Below are 19,324 nucleotides of genomic sequence, written 5' to 3' on the forward strand. Positions count from 1 at the left end.
CTCATAGTGACGGATGGCGCGGGAGGCGAGCGAGCACATCTTTAAACTCGCAGCCCAGCGTGCATTGAACGCCGGGGACCCTCTAGTCAGAGGGACATCCCGCCCCAGATCTCATTGATCTCGTCCTCGCTGGGCTCGTACCCCTCCGGGTAAGCCGCATCGGCACGCTGTTGGGCGGCCTCGGCCTCATCGCGGACGGCACGCTGTAGACGGCTCAGCAGCGCGACCGCGGCTTCGTCAGTAGTTGGGTCGACGATGTCGCGAGTGCGGGCGGTGTCCCAGTCGACGACCTTCAGCGCGATGGACACCAGCAGGCGAGCCTCCTCGACGGTAATACCCCAGACGTCGTCGTCGACGACGGCGGCATTGATCAGCCGAGTACGGATACCCCGCGCATTCTCCCAGCCGCGCCAAACACCTTCCTGCAGGTCTGCCTCACTACCTCGACGGATTCCCTGTATTAGCGGAGGGTAGGCCAGCACGAGTTCGGTTGCCGCTCGCCATTCGCGGACTGTCGCCGGGACCCGGGCCTCACGAATAATCCGCGAGCGCAGCGTCTGCACGTGCCATCGTCGAGATCTAGTACGATTGTCCACCGCAACACAATCTGGACAAAGCGGCGGACCAGGCCGGGCTGGCGGCTGCCAAGATCGACTCGTTCGCAGAAGCTCCACCCCGCATTCGGCACAGAGGATCCCGGCAGGCGCCGGACCTATCGTGGCCAGCATGTCGTTCAGGGTGAGGCCGGCCGCCTGGGCCAAGGCTCGGCCGTGAATCCCGGGCTGCTGCCAGTACAGATGCCTCAGAACCGTGATCAGCTCTGGGGCATGGGAAGCCTCCACCCCATCACGAAGACGCTGGACCTGCTCCATGACGCCCTGCCGGCACAGCACGAGACGCTGCTCGGCCTCTGCGAGGGCGACCTCGGCTTCAGTGAAGTCTCGAACTGACTTCAGAACGTGGTCCAGGATGTCGGGCAGTTTGTCCTCGCTCACGCCGAACAGCTTAAGCTGCAGGCCAGAGCACGCCTTCAGGGGCAGTCCAATCGATCTTGGAACTCGACGACAGCAAGCGCCGGCCCTGCCGCTACAGCCGCCTGGTAGCAGTCATCAACCAGGCGGACGAACGCACGGTCGCGGCGATCACCGGACTCCATGGTTCGGCGCCAGCCAGGCCCTTCGCATTCCCACTGTTCACGTGCGATCTCGCCGGCGAAGTGTCCGTCGAGCTTCACGGCAAGCTTCTCGACGGACAGGTGGCCGACACGGAAGCGCTGCAGCAACTCACCAAGAGCGAGTGACGTGATCAGATGCTGCTGATGCCGCTTCAACGTGATCGGCGCAACAGGCGGTGACCACGCCTGGAGTAAATCCGGGTTACTCAGCGCGAGTGCCACGAGCTGGAGATGGCTGTCTCGAATCGCCTGCTCGTTACTCGCACGAACCTGGCGAACTTGGTAGAGGAGCGAGAAAGCCACTCCTGCCAGAGCAACGGCCGAGAGGACGACGGACGCGGCGCCATATGCCTGGCTGATGGCGCTGAGCTTCCCCCAGTCGGTGTTCGCGGGGGCCACTGCGGCCAGCACGAACGGCATGGATGCGATCAGACCCAGCAGGCCGAGTCCGAGCAGTCCATACGCGAGGGCCAGATGCCCTTTCCGTGCATATCCGCCCCTATTTCCGTCGGTCGCCACGCGCCCCCCTAGGACCCCGAATACCGATTCGCTGACCAGGATGAAGCTCGCATTGGCACCCGACAAGGGGGCACACGGTCCGGCCGGTCACCTACTGGCGGTCCCTCCTGGAGGTCGGGGCGCCGGTCAGTGACCGCCAGGAACGCGCGATGAGCGCTCGCAGTTATCGAGAAGTGAGCCATGCCGCGAGCCCGCTACCCACGGTTGTAGCAAAGGAGGCCACCAGCCAGCCGGGAAATCGTTGAATCGTCAACTGGAGCCCTCCGCAGCGTAGTTCGAACTGCGGGGGACGGTCTGTTCTGGCGGTTCGAGGCATGCCCCCCATTCAGCCGCATGCCGGGCTGACATCGCTACACCAAGCCTTCCCCACTTCACCCCACTTCAATATGGCCACACCCATACCACATAATGAACAGCATTGCCATATGGCATCAATGATATCTAATCACCCCATTGGGGCCGCTCGTTATTACCACGCGACAGAACCCACCGCTACTCCGAACGCTCCCCCACTTCGCCCCACTTCCTCGGACTCAGGGGAAGTCGTCATAGCCGAGAAGGCCGGTTTCCGTGCCCTGCGCCCAACCGTCGGGAGATAGGAAGGCGCGTGGCCCAGCCGAGTCCACGAGGCGAGTCGGAAGGGCTTGGGCGAGAAACATCTATTGCTCGTCGGCCACGGGAATACCTCCGTGGTCTTGTTGATTACTTCCCTGTGCTGATCGTAAGAGGGGGATGTGCGTGACCGACCTGATGCTGTTCCGGCAGGATGCCGATGGCCGGGACGTCGAGCTTCGGAGCTCGACGGTGGCACTGGAGGTCGAGCTGCAACGTCGCGTTGAGGCTGGGATGGAGTCGATGCTCGGCATTCGCTTCCTGGCTTCCGAATACCCGACGGGACCGTGGCATCGGGGTCGGATCGACACGCTTGGGCTTGATGAGAACAACGTCCCGGTGGTGATCGAGTACAAGAAGGGGGCGGACAGCGGGGTCATGTCGCAGGCCGCCTCCTATCTGTCGTGGCTGGACTCGGCGCACCACGAGTTCGAGGCCCTGGTCAAGCAGAGGTTGGGTGTCGAAGCCTCGCGGGTGATCGACTGGCGGAATCCACGAATCGTCTGCATCGCGGCCGGCTTCTCCCACCATGACCGCGTTGCCGTTCACCGACTGCACGAGCGCGTCGACCTGGTGCGCTACCGCATCTTCGACGGCGGGCTGCTGAGCCTGCAGCTGGTGGAATCCGTATCGGCATCGCCCCCTATCGCTCCGACTCGACGTCAGCAGCGAGAGCGGGACGAGCCAGCCTGCATCGGCGAAAGCGAGAAGCAGCTTCCGGCTCGCACGGCTCAGGTCGTGGTTCCAGAGTGCCTGCGTGACCTGTACTCGGAGTTGGACGAGGCCCTCACTGCGTGGGATGAGGTCGAGGTGGCACCGCTGGCGCACTACATCGCGTATCGGCGGATGGTGAATCTCGCGTCGGTGATCTTCCGGCCGAAGCACAAGACGATCCTGGCCTACCTCAGAGTCGACCCGGATACGGTCGAGTTGGAGGAGGGCTTCACCCGCGACATGCGCGGCGTGGGTCATCTCGGTACGGGTGACCTGCAGGTGCGCATCGCCTCGGCCGCCGACTTGGAGAAGGCGTCACCGTTGATACGTCGGGCGTTCGAGGCGTCCTGAGCGCTTACAGCGAAGGGCGGTTGGAGCATGGTGCTCCAACCGCCCTTTGTTCGTGGCCGGTCTTCTGGCCGGTCTCGGTGGTCTCATGTTCACTCCGCAGGTCCGGCGAGGTCGAAGTCGTTCTGCGTGAGCTCTGCCTGGAGCCGCTGCTCGGCGACCTCGGCGTAGTGCGAGGACAGCTCGACGCCCACGAAGTGCCGGCCCTCGCGCAGGGCGGCCACTCCCGTGGAGCCGCTGCCGGTGAAGGGGTCGAGGACGGTGCCGCCTTCGGGGCAGACCTGTACGAGCTGCTGCATGACCTCGACGGGCTTCTGGGTGATGTGGACCCGGTCCTTGCGGGGCTGCGAGGCGATGTAGTGGCCGGGCAGGTAGAGGTCGCGGGTGTTGTCGAGGGAGCCCTTGACGCCCCAGACGATGAACTCGGAGTCCTGCTTTGGGCCGCCCTTGCGGGGGCGGCTGGCGGGCTTGATCCACGGGATGGTGCCGGACCAGGTCCATCCGGCCATCTGCAGGGCGTCGGTGGTGGTCGGTTCCTGGCGCCAGTCGGTGAAGACCATCGCGACCGCGTGCTCGGTGGACGCCCGGTATGCCTCGGTGAGGAGGTCGGTCAGCCAGCTGCGGTAGGACCGCTGGTCACGGTTCTCGCCGGGGAAGTTCTGCAGGTCGTGCGCGGAATTGCTGGTGACGTACTTGGCACGGGCGGTACGGGCGGTGCGGTCCGAGCTGGTGCGTCCGCCGGAGTTGTACGGGGGGTCGGTGATGACGGCGTTGACGCTCTCGTCCGGGAGGGACTTCAGGACGGTGAGGGCGTCGCCTCGGTGCAGCGTGTAGCTCATGTGCGGGGCCTCTTTCAGGGCAGGGCGCGACAACGAAACCCCCCTCCGAGGACGTTCAACAACGGCCTTTCGGGGCGGGGTTGTGCTGGACGTTAACCGTCTTTTCCGGCCGCACCTAATAAGCCGTTTCAGGATCCGAAGGCAGATGTGGCCGTCGTTTGGTGCGGCCGGAATCCCCGTCTACTGTCTCGCCTTGTCACCGGGAAGGAGCACCGCTCCCCCCTGCTGACCTGTGCTGATCCGTGGGGACGCGTTCAAATGCGCTGCGCGGATGGCTCATCAACTTTTCATTCTCGAAGGCCGTGAGGAGACCGGTGCATCGCCTGAGATTACGAGCGCGGCTGGCTGCCGCGTTTGACCCCAGACCGGCGTCCGGGAACGACCAACTCCTGTAATGCCGGGCCGCCCTGAGAGGTGGATTCATGTCGGCGTGGTGCCGGCGGCTTTGCACGAGAAGCCGGCACCGCGTCCCCTCCTACGAACACAAGGAGCCGCTGCGATGCAGCATGCCCTGATTCGCCCCCGACCGGACCCGACTCCGTCGGACGGCCTTGGTCGACGTCCGGGTGATGGGCGGAGGCAATGAAGAAGACGACCGGAGCGGTCGTCGGTCTTTTCGCTGCCGGTCCGCTGCTGCTGGCGATTCCGATCCTGACCATCGGTGCCGGGAGCGCTTCGGCCTCCTGCTCGAACGGCGGCACACAGGCCGTGGACGGTGCGGTGGTTGCCGCTCAGGTGAAGGCAATCCTGGGCGGCGGCAGCGGCAAGGGGACGGTGTCCGTTCCGGGGCTGAGCGACCCGTCGGAGCAGGTCCCGAACGCCAAGACCATTCAGGCCACTGGCGTCGCAATGAACATTCCGGCTCGCGGACAGATCGTGGCGCTGGCCACCGCTCTGCAGGAGAGCGGCCTGCGCAACCTCACCTACGGCGACCGGGACAGCCTGGGCCTGTTCCAGCAGCGTCCGTCACAGGGCTGGGGCACCGCGAACGAGATCCTCGACCCGGTACACGCCTCGACCAAGTTCTACGAGACACTGCAGAAGGTCTCGGGTTGGCAGTCGCTGTCTGTCGCCCAGGCCGCCCAGGCGGTGCAGCGCTCCGGCTATCCGGGGGCGTACGCGAAGTGGGAGCCACTGGCGACCGCCCTGCAGCAGGCCCTCGATCCGCTGTTGAAGAAGACGGCCGACGCCTCGTGGTCCGCTTCGGACGGCACCGTCCCGAGCAGCGCGGTCGGTTGTACGAGCGGTGGGGATGGGACCGTCTTCGGCACCATTCCGCCTGGTGCGGTGCCGGCCGGATACAAGATCCCGGCGGATGCTTCGTCGACGGTCCAGACGGCGATCCGCTGGGCGCTCGGCCAGCTCAAGACGCCGTATCAGTGGGGTGGGAGCTGCACCGATTCCCACGGGAGCGATCCCATGGGCCGCTGCGACTGCTCTTCTCTGATGCAGCAGTCCTACAAGGCGGCCGGTGTCAGTCTGCCGCGGACGACGTACACGCAGGTCAAGGCGGGCAAGCCGGTATCGGTCGATGCTCTTCGGCCGGGTGATCTCGTCTTCACCGAGGGGACGGCCGCGGTCCCCGAGCATGTCGGGATGTTCATCGGCCAGGGCTTGATCATCAATGCTCCGCACACCGGTGACGTGGTCCGTATCGCGACCCTCGCGTCCTGGAAGTCGCAGATCCTCGCTGGCCGCCGAGTCGTCTGACCGGCGCTTCCTTTCCCTCTCTTCCTCGCACCACCGCCCTGTCCTCTCGGGCTTTGGCGCGCACTTAATCGAACTGGAGTTCAACATGTCTCTTGCCACCAAGGCTGTCCTGCTCGCCTACGACCCGGGCATCAAGCCGAACGAGGGCGGCCTGCCGGGTCTCTCGGTCCTGAAGCAGGTGATGGGGTCCATCAACCTCTTTGGGCTCGTGGCCGTGGTCGGCGCGCTCGCCGTCAGCGCCGCGGTGTGGGCCTGGGGTCATCACTCCGGCGGTCACCAGGCCGAGGCCAACGGCAAGAAGGGCGTGATGGTCAGCGCCGGCGCGGCCCTTCTGATGGGAGCGGCGAACGGTGTGGTCGCGTTCTTCAGCACGCTGGGAACGAAGGTCCACTGATGCCGGCCCACTCGGCCCACCCCGGCGGCGCATCTCGCGTGCGCCGCCGGGCGTTGCTCGGTACCGCCGTCCTGGTGGTGCTCGTCGCCCTCGCCGGCCTCGCCGCCTACCTCACACGCGACGGCAGGACTCCCGCCAAAGCCGCCACTCATGCAACGGGTGCAACGGCCCCCTCGGAGCGACCGGCTTCGCCGCCCGCATCGCCATCATCGAGTACACACCATCACGCTCTTCCCGGGCCGCCCCGCACGCACAACCCGATCGCCTTCGGGAAGGCTGCGGCTGCGGCTCTGTGGTCGTACGACACACGGGCCTACTCGCAGACCAAGCTGCGCGGCGCGCTGCACGGTTGGCTGACTCCGGAAGCCAAGTACGCCGATGCGGCTTCGGTGGACGCGCTGGTTCCGTCGCCGGTGCTGTGGAAGGAGATGGCCGCCAACGGTCAGTTCGCCACCGCCACCGTGCACGAGGGTCACTTCCCCGATGCGTTCACCCGGGCGCTTCAGGAGGACCCCGGCGCGATCGCCACGGCGTACGTCTACGCGGTGACGGTCTCCGGGAAGCAGTCGATCGCCTGGAAGGGCTCGCCGGCCGGAGGCGCGGAGAGCCGCGTGATCACCCTCGCGGTGCAGTGCCGCCCCTCCCATCCCTGCGCTCTGGCCGGTGTCATGCCGGCCGTCGCGCCCTGACCACAACCTGAGAAAGGAGGCAGTGCCATGGCAGTGTGCGACTTGCCATTGATGGACAAGGTGTGCGGCGCCGTTGACTTCGCCGCCAACCCTGCCGGAACGGTGACGGACGGCATCGGAGCGTGGATCGCGAAGTCGGCGGGTGAACTGGCTGCCAGCGCCGCCGATCTCGCTGCGAAGGCCGTGGACAAGACCACGGCCATCGATCTCAACGCCGGTTGGTTCCGGGACAACTACGAGCTGCTGTTGCCCATCGGCCTCGCGCTGACCGTCGGCACGTTCTGCCTCCAGTTGATGCTCGCGGCCTGGCGCCGGGACGAGCGCGCCCTGGCCCAGGCAGCGATCGGCACCATGACCGGCGTGCTGTTCAGCTTCTGCGCCGTCACCTTCACCTCCGTCGCCATCACCGTGGTCGACGCCCTGTCCGACGGCCTGTTTCAAGCAGCCAACAGCTCCGTCGACGACGCGATCCGTCGCGTGGTCAGGGTCAACGAGCTGGGGGCGATGTTCGGGCTGGGCTGGTGTGTTCCCGCCCTGGTCGCCATCGGATGTGCCATCGGCGCGTTCCTGTACTGGGGCGTCATGGTGGCCCGCAAGGTCGGTGTCCTGATCATGGTCGCTCTCGCCGTCTTCGCTGGGGCCGGTGGCGGCTGGGAGGTCGCCAAGCGCTGGCGGCGCGGCTGGATCGAAGCCACCGCCACCCTGGTCGTCTCGAAACTCCTGATGACGGTCGTTTTCCTGATCGGCGTCTCGGCGATGGGCAAGTCGGATCCTCACGACGGCATGTCCGCCCTGTCCGACGCGATGGCCGGCATCGTCGTGATGGTCCTGGTCCTGCTCTGCCCCTACGCCACCTATAAGTTCGTCCACTGGGCGACGGACGGTGGCGGTCACGACGACATGCACCGCACTGGCATCGCGGGTTTGGCGGTCGCCGCTGGGGCCGCGAAGACCGCGGGCAGCATGGCGATGCGGATGGGCACCGGAACGCCGGCTCCGCAGGGTCCGAGCCAGGTTCCCGGCGCGGGCAGCGATGGTGTCGCCTCCGGCATCAACCCCTCCGGGGGCGCCCTCAGCAAGGAGGGGATCAACGCCGGAGCGCCCAAGCCCCAAACCCATTTCCGGTATGGCCAGGATCCGAACGCCTCCGGCGACATGGGGCAGCCGCTGATCCAGCGTCCGGGCATCCCGCCGCTGATCACCCGCCCCAGCGAGGCCCAAGGGGCAGGTCCTGAAGCGGGAACACCCGGCGCGAGCGGCAGCTTCGCTGTCCAGCCCGTGGGTGTCTCCGTCCCCGGCAGCAGCGCAACCCTCACCAGTTCCGCACCACCGGCCACGTCTGATCCTGCAGCGACCGGTTCACCCACTCCGGCGAGCTGGATATATCCCTCCCAGCCACCGTCGACGCCCTGACACCTCCGGCCTTGGGGGCGGGCCGCTCACCGCGGCCCCCCCCTCCCCCACCCGCCGATCACCTGGAGAGGAGTCCTCCGATGACCTGCAGAAGAACGCCACGTGCTCCGCCCCTTTCGTTCCCTCCGCTCTCCCTGGATTCGCCATGTCTGACACGTCCAAGGCCGTCGCGCCGACCGTGAAGTTCCCGCACCGCAGCAGGCGCGGCATCCTGCTCGGCCTGACCGCCCCGCAGCTGATCGCCGTGGGCCTCACCGGCCTGCTGCTGCTCGCCGTGATCCTTGCCCGCGGCGTGGTCGGCGCCCTCGAACTCATCCCGCTGTGGGCCGCCATCGCCTCCGTGGTGTTCGTTCGTTATCGCGGTCGCTCTCTGGCCGACTGGGCTCCGATCGTGACCCGGTACGTCCTGCGCCGGATGCGGGGCCAGTTGATCTGGCTCGTCCGCCCCTCCCGCCGGCCGGTCCGCGAAGGGCTCCTCCACCTGCCCGGCACCGCGGCGAGTCTGCGCGTGGTCACCGCCCCGGACGGCCGTTACGGCGCGGTCCACAACCCTCACACCGGCACCCTGACCGCCGTCGTGAAGGTCTCCTCCCGCGCCTACGCCCTGCTCGACGCCGGCACCCAGAGTGCCAACGTCTCCGGCTGGGGCCGCGCCCTGGCCGCGCTCGCCCGTACCGGCCAGGTCGCCCGAATCCAGGTGATCGAGCGCACCGTCCCCGACTCCGGTGACGCGCTGCGCCGGTACTGGGAAGAGCACGGCCACCCCGAGGCTCCGGTGGCGGGCGCCATCTACAGCGAGCTGATCCAGAGCGCGGGTCCGGCGGCGGCGCCGCACGAGGCGTACGTCGCGGTGTCCCTGGACACCAAGGCCGCCCGCCGCCTCATCAACCAGGCCGGCGGCGGCCTGACCGGCGCCTTCGCCGTCCTCACGCAGCTGACCTCGACCTTCGAACAGGCCGCACGGACCGCCGGGCTCAACCCCACCGGCTGGCTCACCGCGCGCGAGATCGCGGCCGTCGTACGCACCGCCTACGACCCCCAGGCCCTCGCGGCGCTGGATCGTTGGTCATCCGCGGGTCGTCCCGAGGCGGATCCGGGCGCTGCGGGGCCGGTGGTGGTGGTTGAGAAGGCGGATCACATCGCGACCGACTCTGCCGTCCATGCCACGTACTGGATCGAGAACTGGCCGAGGATCGAGACGTCGGCGGGGTTCCTGCACCAGCTGCTGTTCACCGCCGGGGTGCGCCGGACGCTGTCGCTGTCGTACGAGCCCAAGGGGCTGGATGCCGCGCTGCGCGATGTACAGCGCAAGAAGGCCAGCGTCATCGCGGACGCCGCCGAGCGAGCACGGCGCGGGCAGGTGGACTCCGAGGCGGACTCGATCGAGTACCAGGACATCAAGTCCCGTGAGCGGCAGCTCATCGCGGGGCACGCGGATGTCGCGCTGACCGGTCTGCTGACCGTCTCGGCCGACTCGGAGGAGGAGCTGCGGTCGGCCTGTGCGGTCGTGGAGACCGCCGCGGTCGGCGCTCAGCTCGACCTGCGGCCGCTGACCTGGCAGCAGGCCGAGGCGTTCACCGCCGCCGCCATGCCGCTCGCCCTCGCCGTCTGACCCCGGCCACTCCCGTTTCCTCGAAGGAGCTGCCTTCATGTCCCGCACCGTCCGTCCGGCCGCCGAGCAGGACTTCGTGCCCTTCGCCACCGCCGCGCTCGACTTCCACCGGGCCCTCAACATTCCCGGCGGGCCCCTGGTCACCACCCGGGCCGAGCTGGACGCCCTGCACTCCCACCTGGTGTCGCTGCATGGCCTGCTCGACGCCCATCTCGCCCGCACCGGCCGCCTCGTGCCGATCGAGGGCGACCATCTGCGCGCCACCGGTATCCGGATCTGGCAGGCCGCCGACCACGTCCACGCCGCCTACCACGCGGCACCCCGGCCGGGCACCGGTGACGTGCCCGAGCGCGAAGCCTGCCGGTCCGGGCTGCCCGAGGGCGCGCCGGAGCTGTCGATCTGCCAGCGCCACCAGCGCACCGCCCGCCTGGTCCGGCGCCGCACCACACCGGCCGACCTGCACGCGCCGTTCACCGGCCTCATCCGCCACTGACCCCGCCCCTGTCCGGAGAAACGTTCATGTCTCGCCATCGCGCCAGCGCCTCCCCCGTCTTCGTCCCCCGCAAGGCCTCCCGTTCCCAGCAGCGGGCCGCCCGCGCCGACTTCGCCGCAGCCCGCCGCCAGGCCCGCGTGGCCGGCGCGCCCGCGAAGCGACGCGCCGAGGACTCACTCGACCCGGAACTCGTGCCGACCTACCCGCCGACCGGACGCCCCGGTGCGGCCTCGGCCCGCGGGGGCAAGCTGGGGTTGCCCCCGCACCGGATGACCACCGCGACCGTCAGCGGCGCCTACCCGTTCCTCGCGGAGGGCGGGCTCGGCCCGGCGGGCATCTTCATCGGCCGTGACGTCCACGCGGAGGCCGCGTTCTGCTACGACCCGTTCTCCCTCTACAGCAGTGGCCGGATCGAGGGCTTTACCAATCCCAACGCTGTGCTCGCCGGGATCATCGGCATGGGAAAGTCGGCGCTCGCGAAGTCGATCGCCACCCGGGCGATCGCCCACGGCTACCGGATCTACGTGCCGTGTGACCCGAAGGGTGAGTGGACGGCCGTCGCGCAGGCGCTCGGCGGTTACAGCATCGCGCTGGGACCGGGCCTCCCGGGCCGGCTGAACCCGCTGGACGCTCCGGCCCGCCCCGCCTCGGTGAGCGAGGCCGACTGGTCCACCGAGGTCCGCAAGCGCCGCCTGCTGCTCCTGGCCGGCCTCGCGCGCACCGTGCTCAAGCGCGATCTGCTGCCCATGGAGCACACAGCCCTTGATCTCGCGCTCGACCTGGTCGTCGCCGAGGCCGACGCCTTCGGCACGGTGCCCCTGCTCGGCCAGATCGCGCACGTCCTCGGTTCGCCCCAGCGTCTCGATCAGGCTCTCGGCGACCGGAGCGGGCACATGGGCGCCGCCGCTCAGGACCTCGCGCACGCCCTGCGGCGTCTCGTGCACGGTGACCTGAGTGGCATGTTCGATGCTCCCTCGACGGTCGCCTTCGACCCGAGGACGCCCATGCTGTCCATCGACCTGTCCCGCCTCGGCGGCTCCGGCGACGACACCGCTCTCGTCCTGGCGATGACCTGCGCGAGCGCGTGGATGGAGTCCGCGCTCGCCGACCCCGATGGCGGCCGACGCTGGGTCATCTACGACGAGGCGTGGCGCGTGATGCGGCACGTCGGTCTCCTGGAGCGGATGCAGAGTCAGTGGAAGCTCTCCCGTGGCCTTGGCATCGCCAACCTGATGATCATTCACCGGCTCAGTGATCTGCTCAGCGCCGGTGATGCCGGCTCGCGCGGCCGGGTGCTGGCCGAGGGCCTTCTCGCCGACTGCTCCACCCGCATCATCTACCGCCAGGAGCCGGACCAGCTCGCCGCCGCAGCCTCGCTGCTGGGCCTTACCGGCGTCGAAACTCAGGCCGTGTCCGCCCTGACCAAGGGCCGTGGTCTGTGGAAAGTCGCAGGCCGAAGCTTCATCACGCAACACATCCTCCACCCCGCCGAACGTGAACTCTTCGACACCGACGCCCGCATGTCGGCCAAAAGCGCCGAGTTCACGAAAACTGAAGTGCCTTTGCTGCCTCTCCGGCTCCGTGAGGTGCAGCGATGAGTGCAGGTGAGGTCCCGAGTTCCCGTGAGCTACCACTCGGAGTCGGTATCGGGGTCGGCCTTCGCGAGGGCCAGGGTCTAGCGCATGGCTGCGTCGATTCCTCAAACTCACGCATCGAGGGCGGACATCCCATGCCACCTGGCCTGCAGCCCACTCCCACTACCCCACCCCTGAACGAACTCAGCGGCCTACAGACATGACGGAACCAGCACGCATGCCCACCTCCCCCGACTCCAATCCTGCAGCGCGCAGCCAACCACCTTTCGCCGACGACCCCATGCCGTGGCAGGCACGCGTCGAGGCGCTGGCCTCTGCCGCCGAGGCAATCAGGCAGGCATCTGATGCCTGGGATGCGATCTCGGACTCCTTCTGCGACCACGACGGCTGGCCCATCGACGAGCAGGGCTACGAGGACGGCAAGGTCGCCCGCGACGCCGCCGCGTGGGGGCACGTCGAGGTGTTCCTCGCGCACGGCCCCGAGGTCCTGGCCGGGATCCGGGGGGCCACCGAAGGCACCGATTACGTCGAAGGGCCGATCAGCGAAGACCTGCGCCGGCTGCGGGGAATCGACACCGTCCTCGAACGAGCAGGTCAGATCCGCCACGAGTGGGATCAGGTCCTGGCCCTCATGGAGGGTTCACAGCCCGGATCCCGCGAGCTCTACGCGAGTCAGGCGTACGAGATCCGAAACGCCGAAGGATGGCACTACGCCGACGAGTTGTCCTACCAAGGCCCGGCGCTCGCTCGCGCAGCTGGTTACTTGGCGGACCGGATCGACGGCGTTCAGCCCGCCTCAGCCGATCGTGTCCACGCAGCCCTCGCCCGATCGGTCTCCCTCAACCGCGGAAAACCGTCGGCCGCGCCCCCGCCGCCGACCGTGTCGAACGCGTCAGGTCCGCGACGTTCCCGCTGACGCCCTTAGCACCGAACTCCGGCGAGGCCAAAGGGCTCCATCCGCGGATCCTCATCGAACACCACCATCCCCAACAGCCCCGCGGCTTCGGCTTTCGCCGGTAAGCGGCGGGGCACTCCGCACGGAGAGCACATGCAACCCGATCAGCGCCTGGCCGTCCTCCAGCGCGAGGACCCACACGCCACCGCGCGCAGCAACGAAGCTGTTGCCCAACAGGCAGTTACTGACACGCCGGAGCGGGAGCACGGGTACGCCCACCTTCTCGCGCCGCTTCGGCAGCGCGGTCTGGAGTGCACGGTCGAGTACGGCCTCAGCGACTACATCGTCCGCGCCGAACTTCCCGACGGCAGCACGGTGATCGTCTCCCCGCCCCAGGAGCCTCCCACCGACCATCCTCCTGGATACCCCGAGAGCTGGTTGGTGACCCACGGACATCCTGACGACCCCGCGGTCCACGAAGTGATCTACGACTCAGAGTTCGGCGGCCCTGACGCCCGGCACGGGGGCAGCATCACGCACCTGCTCACCGCCATCAACGCACGTCTGGATCAGCAAGGTGGGCCTCCTCGATCGGACCCCCTGGGTGATGACGTGGCCGAGCGCCGCAGCGACCCCGGCGGGGTCCAGTCGCAACGAGTCGGGGCCGCTCGCACTGTTTCGCCAGCCATACGGCGCGCAGCCCCGGCGGCACGGCCAGAACCCCCAGTGGCACGCCCGGCCGTGCTTTCCCTCCCCCGCCCCTCGTCCGTACCCGGTCGCTGACCACCCCACCTGGGAGCCAGCCATGTCCCACAGCAGAACCGTCCGCACGCTCACCGCACTTCTCGCCGTTCCCGTACCGGATGGATCCGCCGTGCCCGCTTCCGATCACGACTCACTCCCCGACGTCGCCATCGGCCACCACCCCGACTTCGGCATCGTCGCCGCCAACCCCAAACAACTGGTCGCTAGCGCCTGGATGTTGACCAGGCTCGACTTTCAACCGGTACCAGGTCATCCGACGCTGTACGCGCTGAGCGACCAGCACCGTGACGGGCCGGCCCGCGCTGTGCGGGCTGCCGCCCTGCTGCGCCGGATCAACTACCAGGTAGACGTCGACGTCGCTCTCGATCCGTCGCCACCCCCCGCCCCGGATCGGCCTCACCGCCCACGCCCGGGAAGGGCCCCGGATGTCGCGTTCGCTGAGCACCCGCATCTCGGTGTGGTCGCGGCCACCGACGAATACTCCTCCGCTATCGGATCGCTCATCCTGGAGGAGCACGGCTGGCGGCACAACTCGAGCCTGGACATCTACACCCTGCCCATCACGATCGACCGCGACAACGCACTCGGCAAGGTCGCGGCGGCCACGGTGTCGATGCACCGGTCCGATCTCCAGGTGGCCGTCCAGCCCCGGCTCGCTCAGGACGTCGCCACGCGCCACACCGCACGTCCCGAGCACCGGCACAGCGTCACCACCCACGTCCTGGCGCCCCATGCCGCGGCCCTCGGCACGAGCCCGGCGCGTGCCGGCCTGCCCGGACACGTGTCGACGGCCGTTCCCGTCGCCTCCGCCCCGGCGCCCCGCCCGGTGGACCCCCGCTCCGCCTTCTCTCTCAACCGCTAGCTCAACTCCCTTAAGGAATAGTCCCCATGGCCGTGAAGACCGTCTGGCCCATCTCCCACTCTTGTGGACATAGCAGCGACCGTGACCTGTCCAACCGGGCCGCAGACCGTCGTGCAGGCTTCGCCGAGTGGCTCGCCACGCGCGATTGCAGCGACTGCTGGCGAGCCGCCAAGGAGGACTCAGGCCAGGACAAAGCCGCCTGGGTGGAGGCCAAGCGCGCCGAGGAGCGAGCCGAGTCCGAAGCCTGGTCGCAGCAGTACCGGATGCCACCGCTGGAAGGGACCGAGCGCGCCGTGGACTGGGGTGTGCGCTGCCGCCATCAGGTCCTGGACGCCGCCTACACCACCCTCGTCGTCGAAGGCCAGACCAGCGAGGCGGAATGGGAGGAGATAGAGGACACCGCGCGCGGCATCACCCGTGCCGGCTGGTGGCTGGATCAGCGCTCCTCCGATCCCGAGGACCTCACCGAGCTGCTCCAGGCTGCGACGGAAGCCGACCGGCCCGCCGAGAACCCCCACTTCTAACCTCCCGTTCCGGACCGAGGCGTCGCAGCCGCCGCCGTCTCGGTCCAGGAGGAGCAGCGTCTAGCAGTGTTCTCCGGCCGGTCCAAACCGCGGAGTCTGCGGATCCTCTCAGTCTGTCGGCCCGACTGATCGGGCGCCCGTTCGCCACCCATTCTGCGAGGTAGACGCCGTGATCGCCCATCTGCAGCGCGCCAGCGACACCGCCGGCCTGCTCGCGTCTTTGTACGGTCCGGGCGAGGACGGCGACCATGCCGACCCCCGGTTGGTCGCGGGGGACGGTCACGGCGCCCCGATCGACATGCTCGCCACGGCCGACACCTTGCCGTATCTGGCTCACGCCCTGGATGCGCCGGTCCAGCGTCTCGGGACCCGCGCTCCCGAGCAGCCGGTATGGGTCTGCTCGGTCCGCTCCGACCCCCGTCGCCCCGACCTCACCGATGCCCAGTGGAACGCCGTCGCCCGCCGGTTGGTGGCAGCCACCGGGCTAGCGTCGGAGGGCGATCCGGACGCGTGCCGGTGGATCGCCCTGCGCAGCGAGCCCCGGCTCCTGCATGTCGTGGCCACCGTGGCCCGCGAGGACGGCTCCCTCCACCACTCCTACAGCGATGCCTTTCGCCTGCAGACAGAGTGCCACCGCATCGCCACCGAACTCGGCCACCTGCCCCAACCCGCCACCCCCACATCCCGCGCCCAGGAGAACCTCGTGGCCCCGCGCATCACCATCCATACGGAGGCCAGCGGCAGCGTCTCGGCGAAGGGCGCCAGCGACGACCTGTCCGCCACGCTGCTCAAGCACGCCGGCTTCCAGCAGATCGGCGACTGGTACGGCCGCCGGCACCGTCTACCCACTACCACCCCCGCTGCTGACCGTGCCGCCATCGCCACCCATGCCGCCGAGATGCTCCGTGCGGCGCGCTACACCGTCGACCTCGAGCCCGTACTCGACACAGGCCGTCTCGCTGCGGCCGCGAACCCGCTCGGTCCTTACGCCGCGGGCGCGGAGGTCCTGCAGCTGACCGAGCGGATCAGGGGAGCCGAGAGCGGTGCCGACCTTGCGCAGGCGGTCGATCACCTGCTCCATCCCGAGCACGGCGTTCTGGAGCGCGTCCGCGAAGCGCTGGAAGCCGCGAGCGAGCAGATCAGCGACCTCGATGACGAGGCGTATGCGCTCGCCGACCGGTTCGGTTTCGCCGCCGACTTCGTCAGCTCCGCCCAGTCGGAACTCGTCGGATCAGAAGCTGAGTTGCCTCGTGTCGGCGCATCGCAGCGGTCCCATGTGGAGGAGCGGGCGTTTTCCCCGCTCCCCGGTTCCCGTGGTGCCGCGCTCGCGACTTCACCGGCTGCAGCGAAGGCGAGGGCATCCTCCGCACTCGGCACCGGGATGCCGGAGGTCCGCGCGGCTGTGTCGCTGTCGCAGGGCTCCCTTCCCCGTTCGCGGTGATCCCGTATAGCGGCCGGCCATCGCCCTGCAAATCCAGCACAAGGACCAAGGAGATCCGTGCCCGAGTTCTACCCGAGCATCGGCGACGCTGTCGGCGCCGCGATGCAGCACAACATCCGGCTCGCTCAAGGAGGCGTGGAATCTGGCCCTGATACGCCGCTGCAAGTCCGCTACCTGCCCCACCCGTCCGCCGACCCGTACTCCGTCCCCGGGTTGATCGCCCGCCTCACCGAGACAGCAACACCTCGCGAGGTTGCCGTCATCATCGAGGAGGTCACCAGCGCACTCGTCGGGGCGTTGCCGCAGTTGACCGAACTCGTAGCCGCTGCGGCCGACTGGACCCGGGTCCGTCTGGCATTCGACGACCCGCATCACAACCCCACCTTCGAGACCTGGACACGGCTGGCCGCAGCCCACGGCATGCTCCAGGACGTCCAGGAGCAGCTGGAGATCGCCGAGGACGGGATCGACGCATGCCCTGCCGAACTCACCGACCCCAGGCATCACAAGATGGTCAACGTCCTGCGGACCAGGGAACTACTCAGCGACGTCCTGGGAGCCGGCGCGGTCGCCGAAGCACCCGCCGACAGTGATCCGCAGACGAGCCGGCAGCGCGCTGCCGTCGCCTCCTCGCCGCAGGCCGCCGCCCAACGCACGACGCCGCCGGCCGGTGCCGCCGAGGTGATGACGAGCACCCCGCCAACCCACCCCTCTCGCACCCGATAACCGTGCCCCCCATTTACCGCCGAACAGGAGCTGTCCCCATGACGAGCAGAAGAGCGCCGCGTGCCCCGCCCTCATTACTCGCCTGCACTCCCTCCCTGGATCACTCTTGCCTTCACCGCGTACCAGCGCGCCCTCGACCACCACCGGGTCCGACGCGCTCCTCTATCTCCTCTTCGGCTTCGTCGGGATAGCCCTCGTCTTCGGCTCCCTGGCGTGGCTGACGGGCAATATCGCCAACCTCTGCTTCGGCAGCGGGCCGTGGGTCTCCTTCACCGCCTCCGACGCACTGCTGCATCCCGACGTGCTGTGGCCTCACCTGAGCCACAACGCCCTGCTGGTCGGCACCCGGATCATCCCCGGCCTGCTCTGCGTCATCCTCGCCGCCGCCAGCCTGACCCTGTGGGCGCGGCTGCGCGGCGGCGCGAAGAGCGGCCTGGCCGGCAAGGTGGACCTCGCCCCGTTGCTGGACAAGGAGATCACCGCCAAGGCGAAGAGCCTGCGGCCGAGCCTGTCCGCCCTCAAGGCGGGCAAGGTCGCACCCGCCGACCGGGGGATCCTGGTCGGCACGCTATCCCCGGGCCGCGCGGAGATCCGCGCCTCGTGGGAGGACGTGATCGTCGCGATCATGGCCCCTCGCTCGGGCAAGACCACTTCGCTCGCCATCCCTTCGATCCTCGCGGCTCCCGGCCCGGTCCTGCTCACCAGCAACAAGGCCGCGAACGATGCGTTCACCGCCACGGTGGACGCGCGCGCCGAGGTCGGCTCGATCTGGACCCTGGACCCGCAGCAGATCGCCCACCACCCGCGGGAGATGTGGTGGGACATCCTGGCCGATGCCCGCGATCTCGCCGGCGCGAAACGGCTGGCCGGGCATTTCGTCGCGGCCAGCGTGGACGAATCGAGCGGTTCCGACTTCTGGTCCACCGCCGCGAGCAACACGTTGGGCGCGCTGTTCCTCGCCGCCGCGAGCCACCAGCGCCCGATCACCGACGTCCTGGCGTGGCTCGCCTCTCCGGCCGACCGCACTCCGGTCGACCTGCTCACCGACGCCGGCCATGACGCGGTCGCCGCCCAGCTCCAGGGCACCGTCAGCGGTGCGACGGAAACCCGGGACGGCATCTACGAAACGGCGCGTCAGTACGCGAGCTGCCTCCTCGACCCGGATGTCGCCGCTTGGGTCACGCCGAGCGAGGACCTGCCGGAGTTCAAGCCGGCCGCGTTCGCTACCTCCCGCGACACCCTGTACTTGCTCAGCAAGGACGGCGGCGGCAGCGCGTCCGCGATCATCGCGGCTGCGGCGGACGCCGTGATGCGCGCGGCCGTGGTCGTCGCCGAACGCTCTGGCGGACGTCTCGACCCGCCCGCGCTGTGTGTCCTGGACGAGGCCGCCAACGTGTGCAGGATCTCGGACCTGCCCGACCTCTACAGTCACTTGGGCAGTCGGGGTGTCATCCCGATGACGATCCTGCAGTCCTACCGGCAGGGCCAGAGGTGCTGGGGTGAGGCCGGCATGGACGCTCTCTGGTCGGCTGCGACGATCAAGCTCGTCGGCTCCGGTATCGATGACGCGGACTTCGCCGACCGGCTCAGCAGGCAGGTCGGCGACCACGACGTGCAGACCACGTCGGTGTCGACCAGCGACGGCGGCAAGTCCACCTCGGTCAGCATGCGCACCGAGCGGATCCTGCCCCCGGACGCGATCCGCGCGCTCCCCAAGGGCAAGGTGCTCCTGCTGGCCACGGGCATCCGCGTGGCCCTGATCAATCTCCGGCCCTGGTACAAGGAGCCGAGCGCCAAGGTCGTCGGTCCGGCCTCGGCCCGTGCGACGAAGGCCATCACCGAGCGGGCGATCGCCAAGACGGCCGGTCGCGACGACTTCGGGCTGTCGGCATGAGCGCGCCCACACCCACCGGGCGTCTCGGCCACGCCCCGGTGGTCCTGAGCGGCGGTGAGTGGTGGCTGGTCAGCGAGGCCGGCTCGGTTCTCGTCACCGATTCCG

Annotated in this window: 17 protein-coding genes; 14 read left to right on the plus strand and 3 right to left on the minus strand. The window is 68.7% G+C overall.

The annotated features are described in order from the left end of the window. Positions 1 to 86: 86 nt before the first annotated feature. Together OIB37_RS10990 and OIB37_RS10995 are read right to left on the minus strand one after the other, a co-directional pair. Positions 87 to 995 (minus strand): hypothetical protein, encoded by a 909-nt coding sequence (locus OIB37_RS10990; RefSeq protein ID WP_330457378.1) that lies wholly within the window; start codon positions 993 to 995, stop codon positions 87 to 89. 35 nt (positions 996 to 1,030) lie between these two features. Beyond that, entirely contained in the window at positions 1,031 to 1,693 is a 663-nt protein-coding gene (locus OIB37_RS10995) for a DUF6082 family protein (RefSeq protein WP_330457379.1), read from the minus strand. Positions 1,694 to 2,431: 738 nt separating this feature from the next. Between OIB37_RS10995 and OIB37_RS11000 the strand changes: the two genes are divergently transcribed. Then, positions 2,432 to 3,370 (plus strand): DUF5655 domain-containing protein, encoded by a 939-nt coding sequence (locus OIB37_RS11000; protein WP_330457380.1) that lies wholly within the window; start codon positions 2,432 to 2,434, stop codon positions 3,368 to 3,370. 89 nt (positions 3,371 to 3,459) lie between these two features. On the opposite strand, the gene OIB37_RS11005 is transcribed toward OIB37_RS11000, so the two are convergent. After that, positions 3,460 to 4,206 carry a DNA-methyltransferase gene (locus tag OIB37_RS11005; RefSeq protein ID WP_330457381.1) on the minus strand — a complete coding sequence of 249 codons (747 nt, stop codon included), beginning with the start codon at positions 4,204 to 4,206 and terminating at the stop codon, positions 3,460 to 3,462. A 582-nt stretch (positions 4,207 to 4,788) separates the two neighbouring features. On the opposite strand from OIB37_RS11005, the gene OIB37_RS11010 reads away from it, so the two are divergent. The 13 genes from OIB37_RS11010 to OIB37_RS11070 all read left to right on the plus strand — a co-directional run bounded on the left by OIB37_RS11010 (position 4,789) and on the right by OIB37_RS11070 (position 19,219). Next, entirely contained in the window at positions 4,789 to 5,916 is a 1,128-nt protein-coding gene (locus OIB37_RS11010) for a C40 family peptidase (protein WP_330457382.1), read from the plus strand. An 85-nt stretch (positions 5,917 to 6,001) separates the two neighbouring features. After that, complete coding sequence (locus tag OIB37_RS11015; protein ID WP_330457383.1) at positions 6,002 to 6,310, plus strand: DUF6112 family protein; 309 nt, start codon at positions 6,002 to 6,004, stop codon at positions 6,308 to 6,310. After that, positions 6,310 to 6,999: a hypothetical protein gene (locus OIB37_RS11020; protein ID WP_330457384.1), complete on the plus strand. Its 690-nt coding sequence runs from the start codon at positions 6,310 to 6,312 to the stop codon at positions 6,997 to 6,999. Before OIB37_RS11015 ends, OIB37_RS11020 begins: the two co-directional genes overlap by 1 nt. Positions 7,000 to 7,026: 27 nt before the next feature. Next, positions 7,027 to 8,412 (plus strand): SCO6881 family protein, encoded by a 1,386-nt coding sequence (locus tag OIB37_RS11025; protein ID WP_330457385.1) that lies wholly within the window; start codon positions 7,027 to 7,029, stop codon positions 8,410 to 8,412. Positions 8,413 to 8,557: 145 nt separating this feature from the next. Beyond that, positions 8,558 to 10,024, plus strand: a complete 1,467-nt coding sequence (locus tag OIB37_RS11030; RefSeq protein WP_330457386.1) for an SCO6880 family protein — start codon at positions 8,558 to 8,560, stop codon at positions 10,022 to 10,024. A 37-nt stretch (positions 10,025 to 10,061) separates the two neighbouring features. Further along, positions 10,062 to 10,517, plus strand: coding sequence for a DUF6238 family protein (locus OIB37_RS11035; protein ID WP_330457387.1), 456 nt, complete (start codon positions 10,062 to 10,064; stop codon positions 10,515 to 10,517). A 26-nt stretch (positions 10,518 to 10,543) separates the two neighbouring features. After that, positions 10,544 to 12,115, plus strand: a complete 1,572-nt coding sequence (locus OIB37_RS11040; protein ID WP_330457388.1) for an ATP-binding protein — start codon at positions 10,544 to 10,546, stop codon at positions 12,113 to 12,115. Between the two features lie 214 nt (positions 12,116 to 12,329). Continuing rightward, positions 12,330 to 13,028: a hypothetical protein gene (locus OIB37_RS11045; RefSeq protein ID WP_443058139.1), complete on the plus strand. Its 699-nt coding sequence runs from the start codon at positions 12,330 to 12,332 to the stop codon at positions 13,026 to 13,028. Between the two features lie 853 nt (positions 13,029 to 13,881). Next, on the plus strand, positions 13,882 to 14,634 hold the full coding sequence (locus tag OIB37_RS11050; protein WP_330457389.1) for a hypothetical protein: 753 nt from the start codon (positions 13,882 to 13,884) through the stop codon (positions 14,632 to 14,634). A 26-nt stretch (positions 14,635 to 14,660) separates the two neighbouring features. Next, a complete protein-coding gene (locus OIB37_RS11055; RefSeq protein ID WP_330457390.1) occupies positions 14,661 to 15,158 on the plus strand; it encodes a hypothetical protein in 498 nt (165 codons plus the stop codon). A 169-nt stretch (positions 15,159 to 15,327) separates the two neighbouring features. Further along, entirely contained in the window at positions 15,328 to 16,599 is a 1,272-nt protein-coding gene (locus tag OIB37_RS11060; RefSeq protein ID WP_330457391.1) for a hypothetical protein, read from the plus strand. 57 nt (positions 16,600 to 16,656) lie between these two features. Further along, a complete protein-coding gene (locus OIB37_RS11065) occupies positions 16,657 to 17,325 on the plus strand; it encodes a hypothetical protein (protein WP_330457392.1) in 669 nt (222 codons plus the stop codon). A gap of 106 nt (positions 17,326 to 17,431) precedes the next feature. Next, positions 17,432 to 19,219: a type IV secretory system conjugative DNA transfer family protein gene (locus OIB37_RS11070; protein WP_330457393.1), complete on the plus strand. Its 1,788-nt coding sequence runs from the start codon at positions 17,432 to 17,434 to the stop codon at positions 19,217 to 19,219. Positions 19,220 to 19,324 lie beyond the last annotated feature (105 nt).

The sequence above is a fragment of the Streptomyces sp. NBC_00820 genome, assembly GCF_036347055.1.
Lineage (GTDB): Bacteria > Actinomycetota > Actinomycetes > Streptomycetales > Streptomycetaceae > Streptomyces.

Coding starts and splice junctions, on each gene's coding strand:
- OIB37_RS11010 (WP_330457382.1), top strand. CDS start 4,789: ATGAAGAAGACGACCGGAGCGGTCGTCGGTCTTTTCGCTGCCGGTCCG.
- OIB37_RS11045 (WP_443058139.1), top strand. CDS start 12,330: ATGCCCACCTCCCCCGACTCCAATCCTGCAGCGCGCAGCCAACCACCT.
- OIB37_RS11025 (WP_330457385.1), top strand. CDS start 7,027: ATGGCAGTGTGCGACTTGCCATTGATGGACAAGGTGTGCGGCGCCGTT.
- OIB37_RS11055 (WP_330457390.1), top strand. CDS start 14,661: ATGGCCGTGAAGACCGTCTGGCCCATCTCCCACTCTTGTGGACATAGC.
- OIB37_RS11005 (WP_330457381.1), bottom strand. CDS start 4,206: ATGAGCTACACGCTGCACCGAGGCGACGCCCTCACCGTCCTGAAGTCC.
- OIB37_RS11015 (WP_330457383.1), top strand. CDS start 6,002: ATGTCTCTTGCCACCAAGGCTGTCCTGCTCGCCTACGACCCGGGCATC.
- OIB37_RS11020 (WP_330457384.1), top strand. CDS start 6,310: ATGCCGGCCCACTCGGCCCACCCCGGCGGCGCATCTCGCGTGCGCCGC.
- OIB37_RS11030 (WP_330457386.1), top strand. CDS start 8,558: ATGTCTGACACGTCCAAGGCCGTCGCGCCGACCGTGAAGTTCCCGCAC.
- OIB37_RS11040 (WP_330457388.1), top strand. CDS start 10,544: ATGTCTCGCCATCGCGCCAGCGCCTCCCCCGTCTTCGTCCCCCGCAAG.
- OIB37_RS11035 (WP_330457387.1), top strand. CDS start 10,062: ATGTCCCGCACCGTCCGTCCGGCCGCCGAGCAGGACTTCGTGCCCTTC.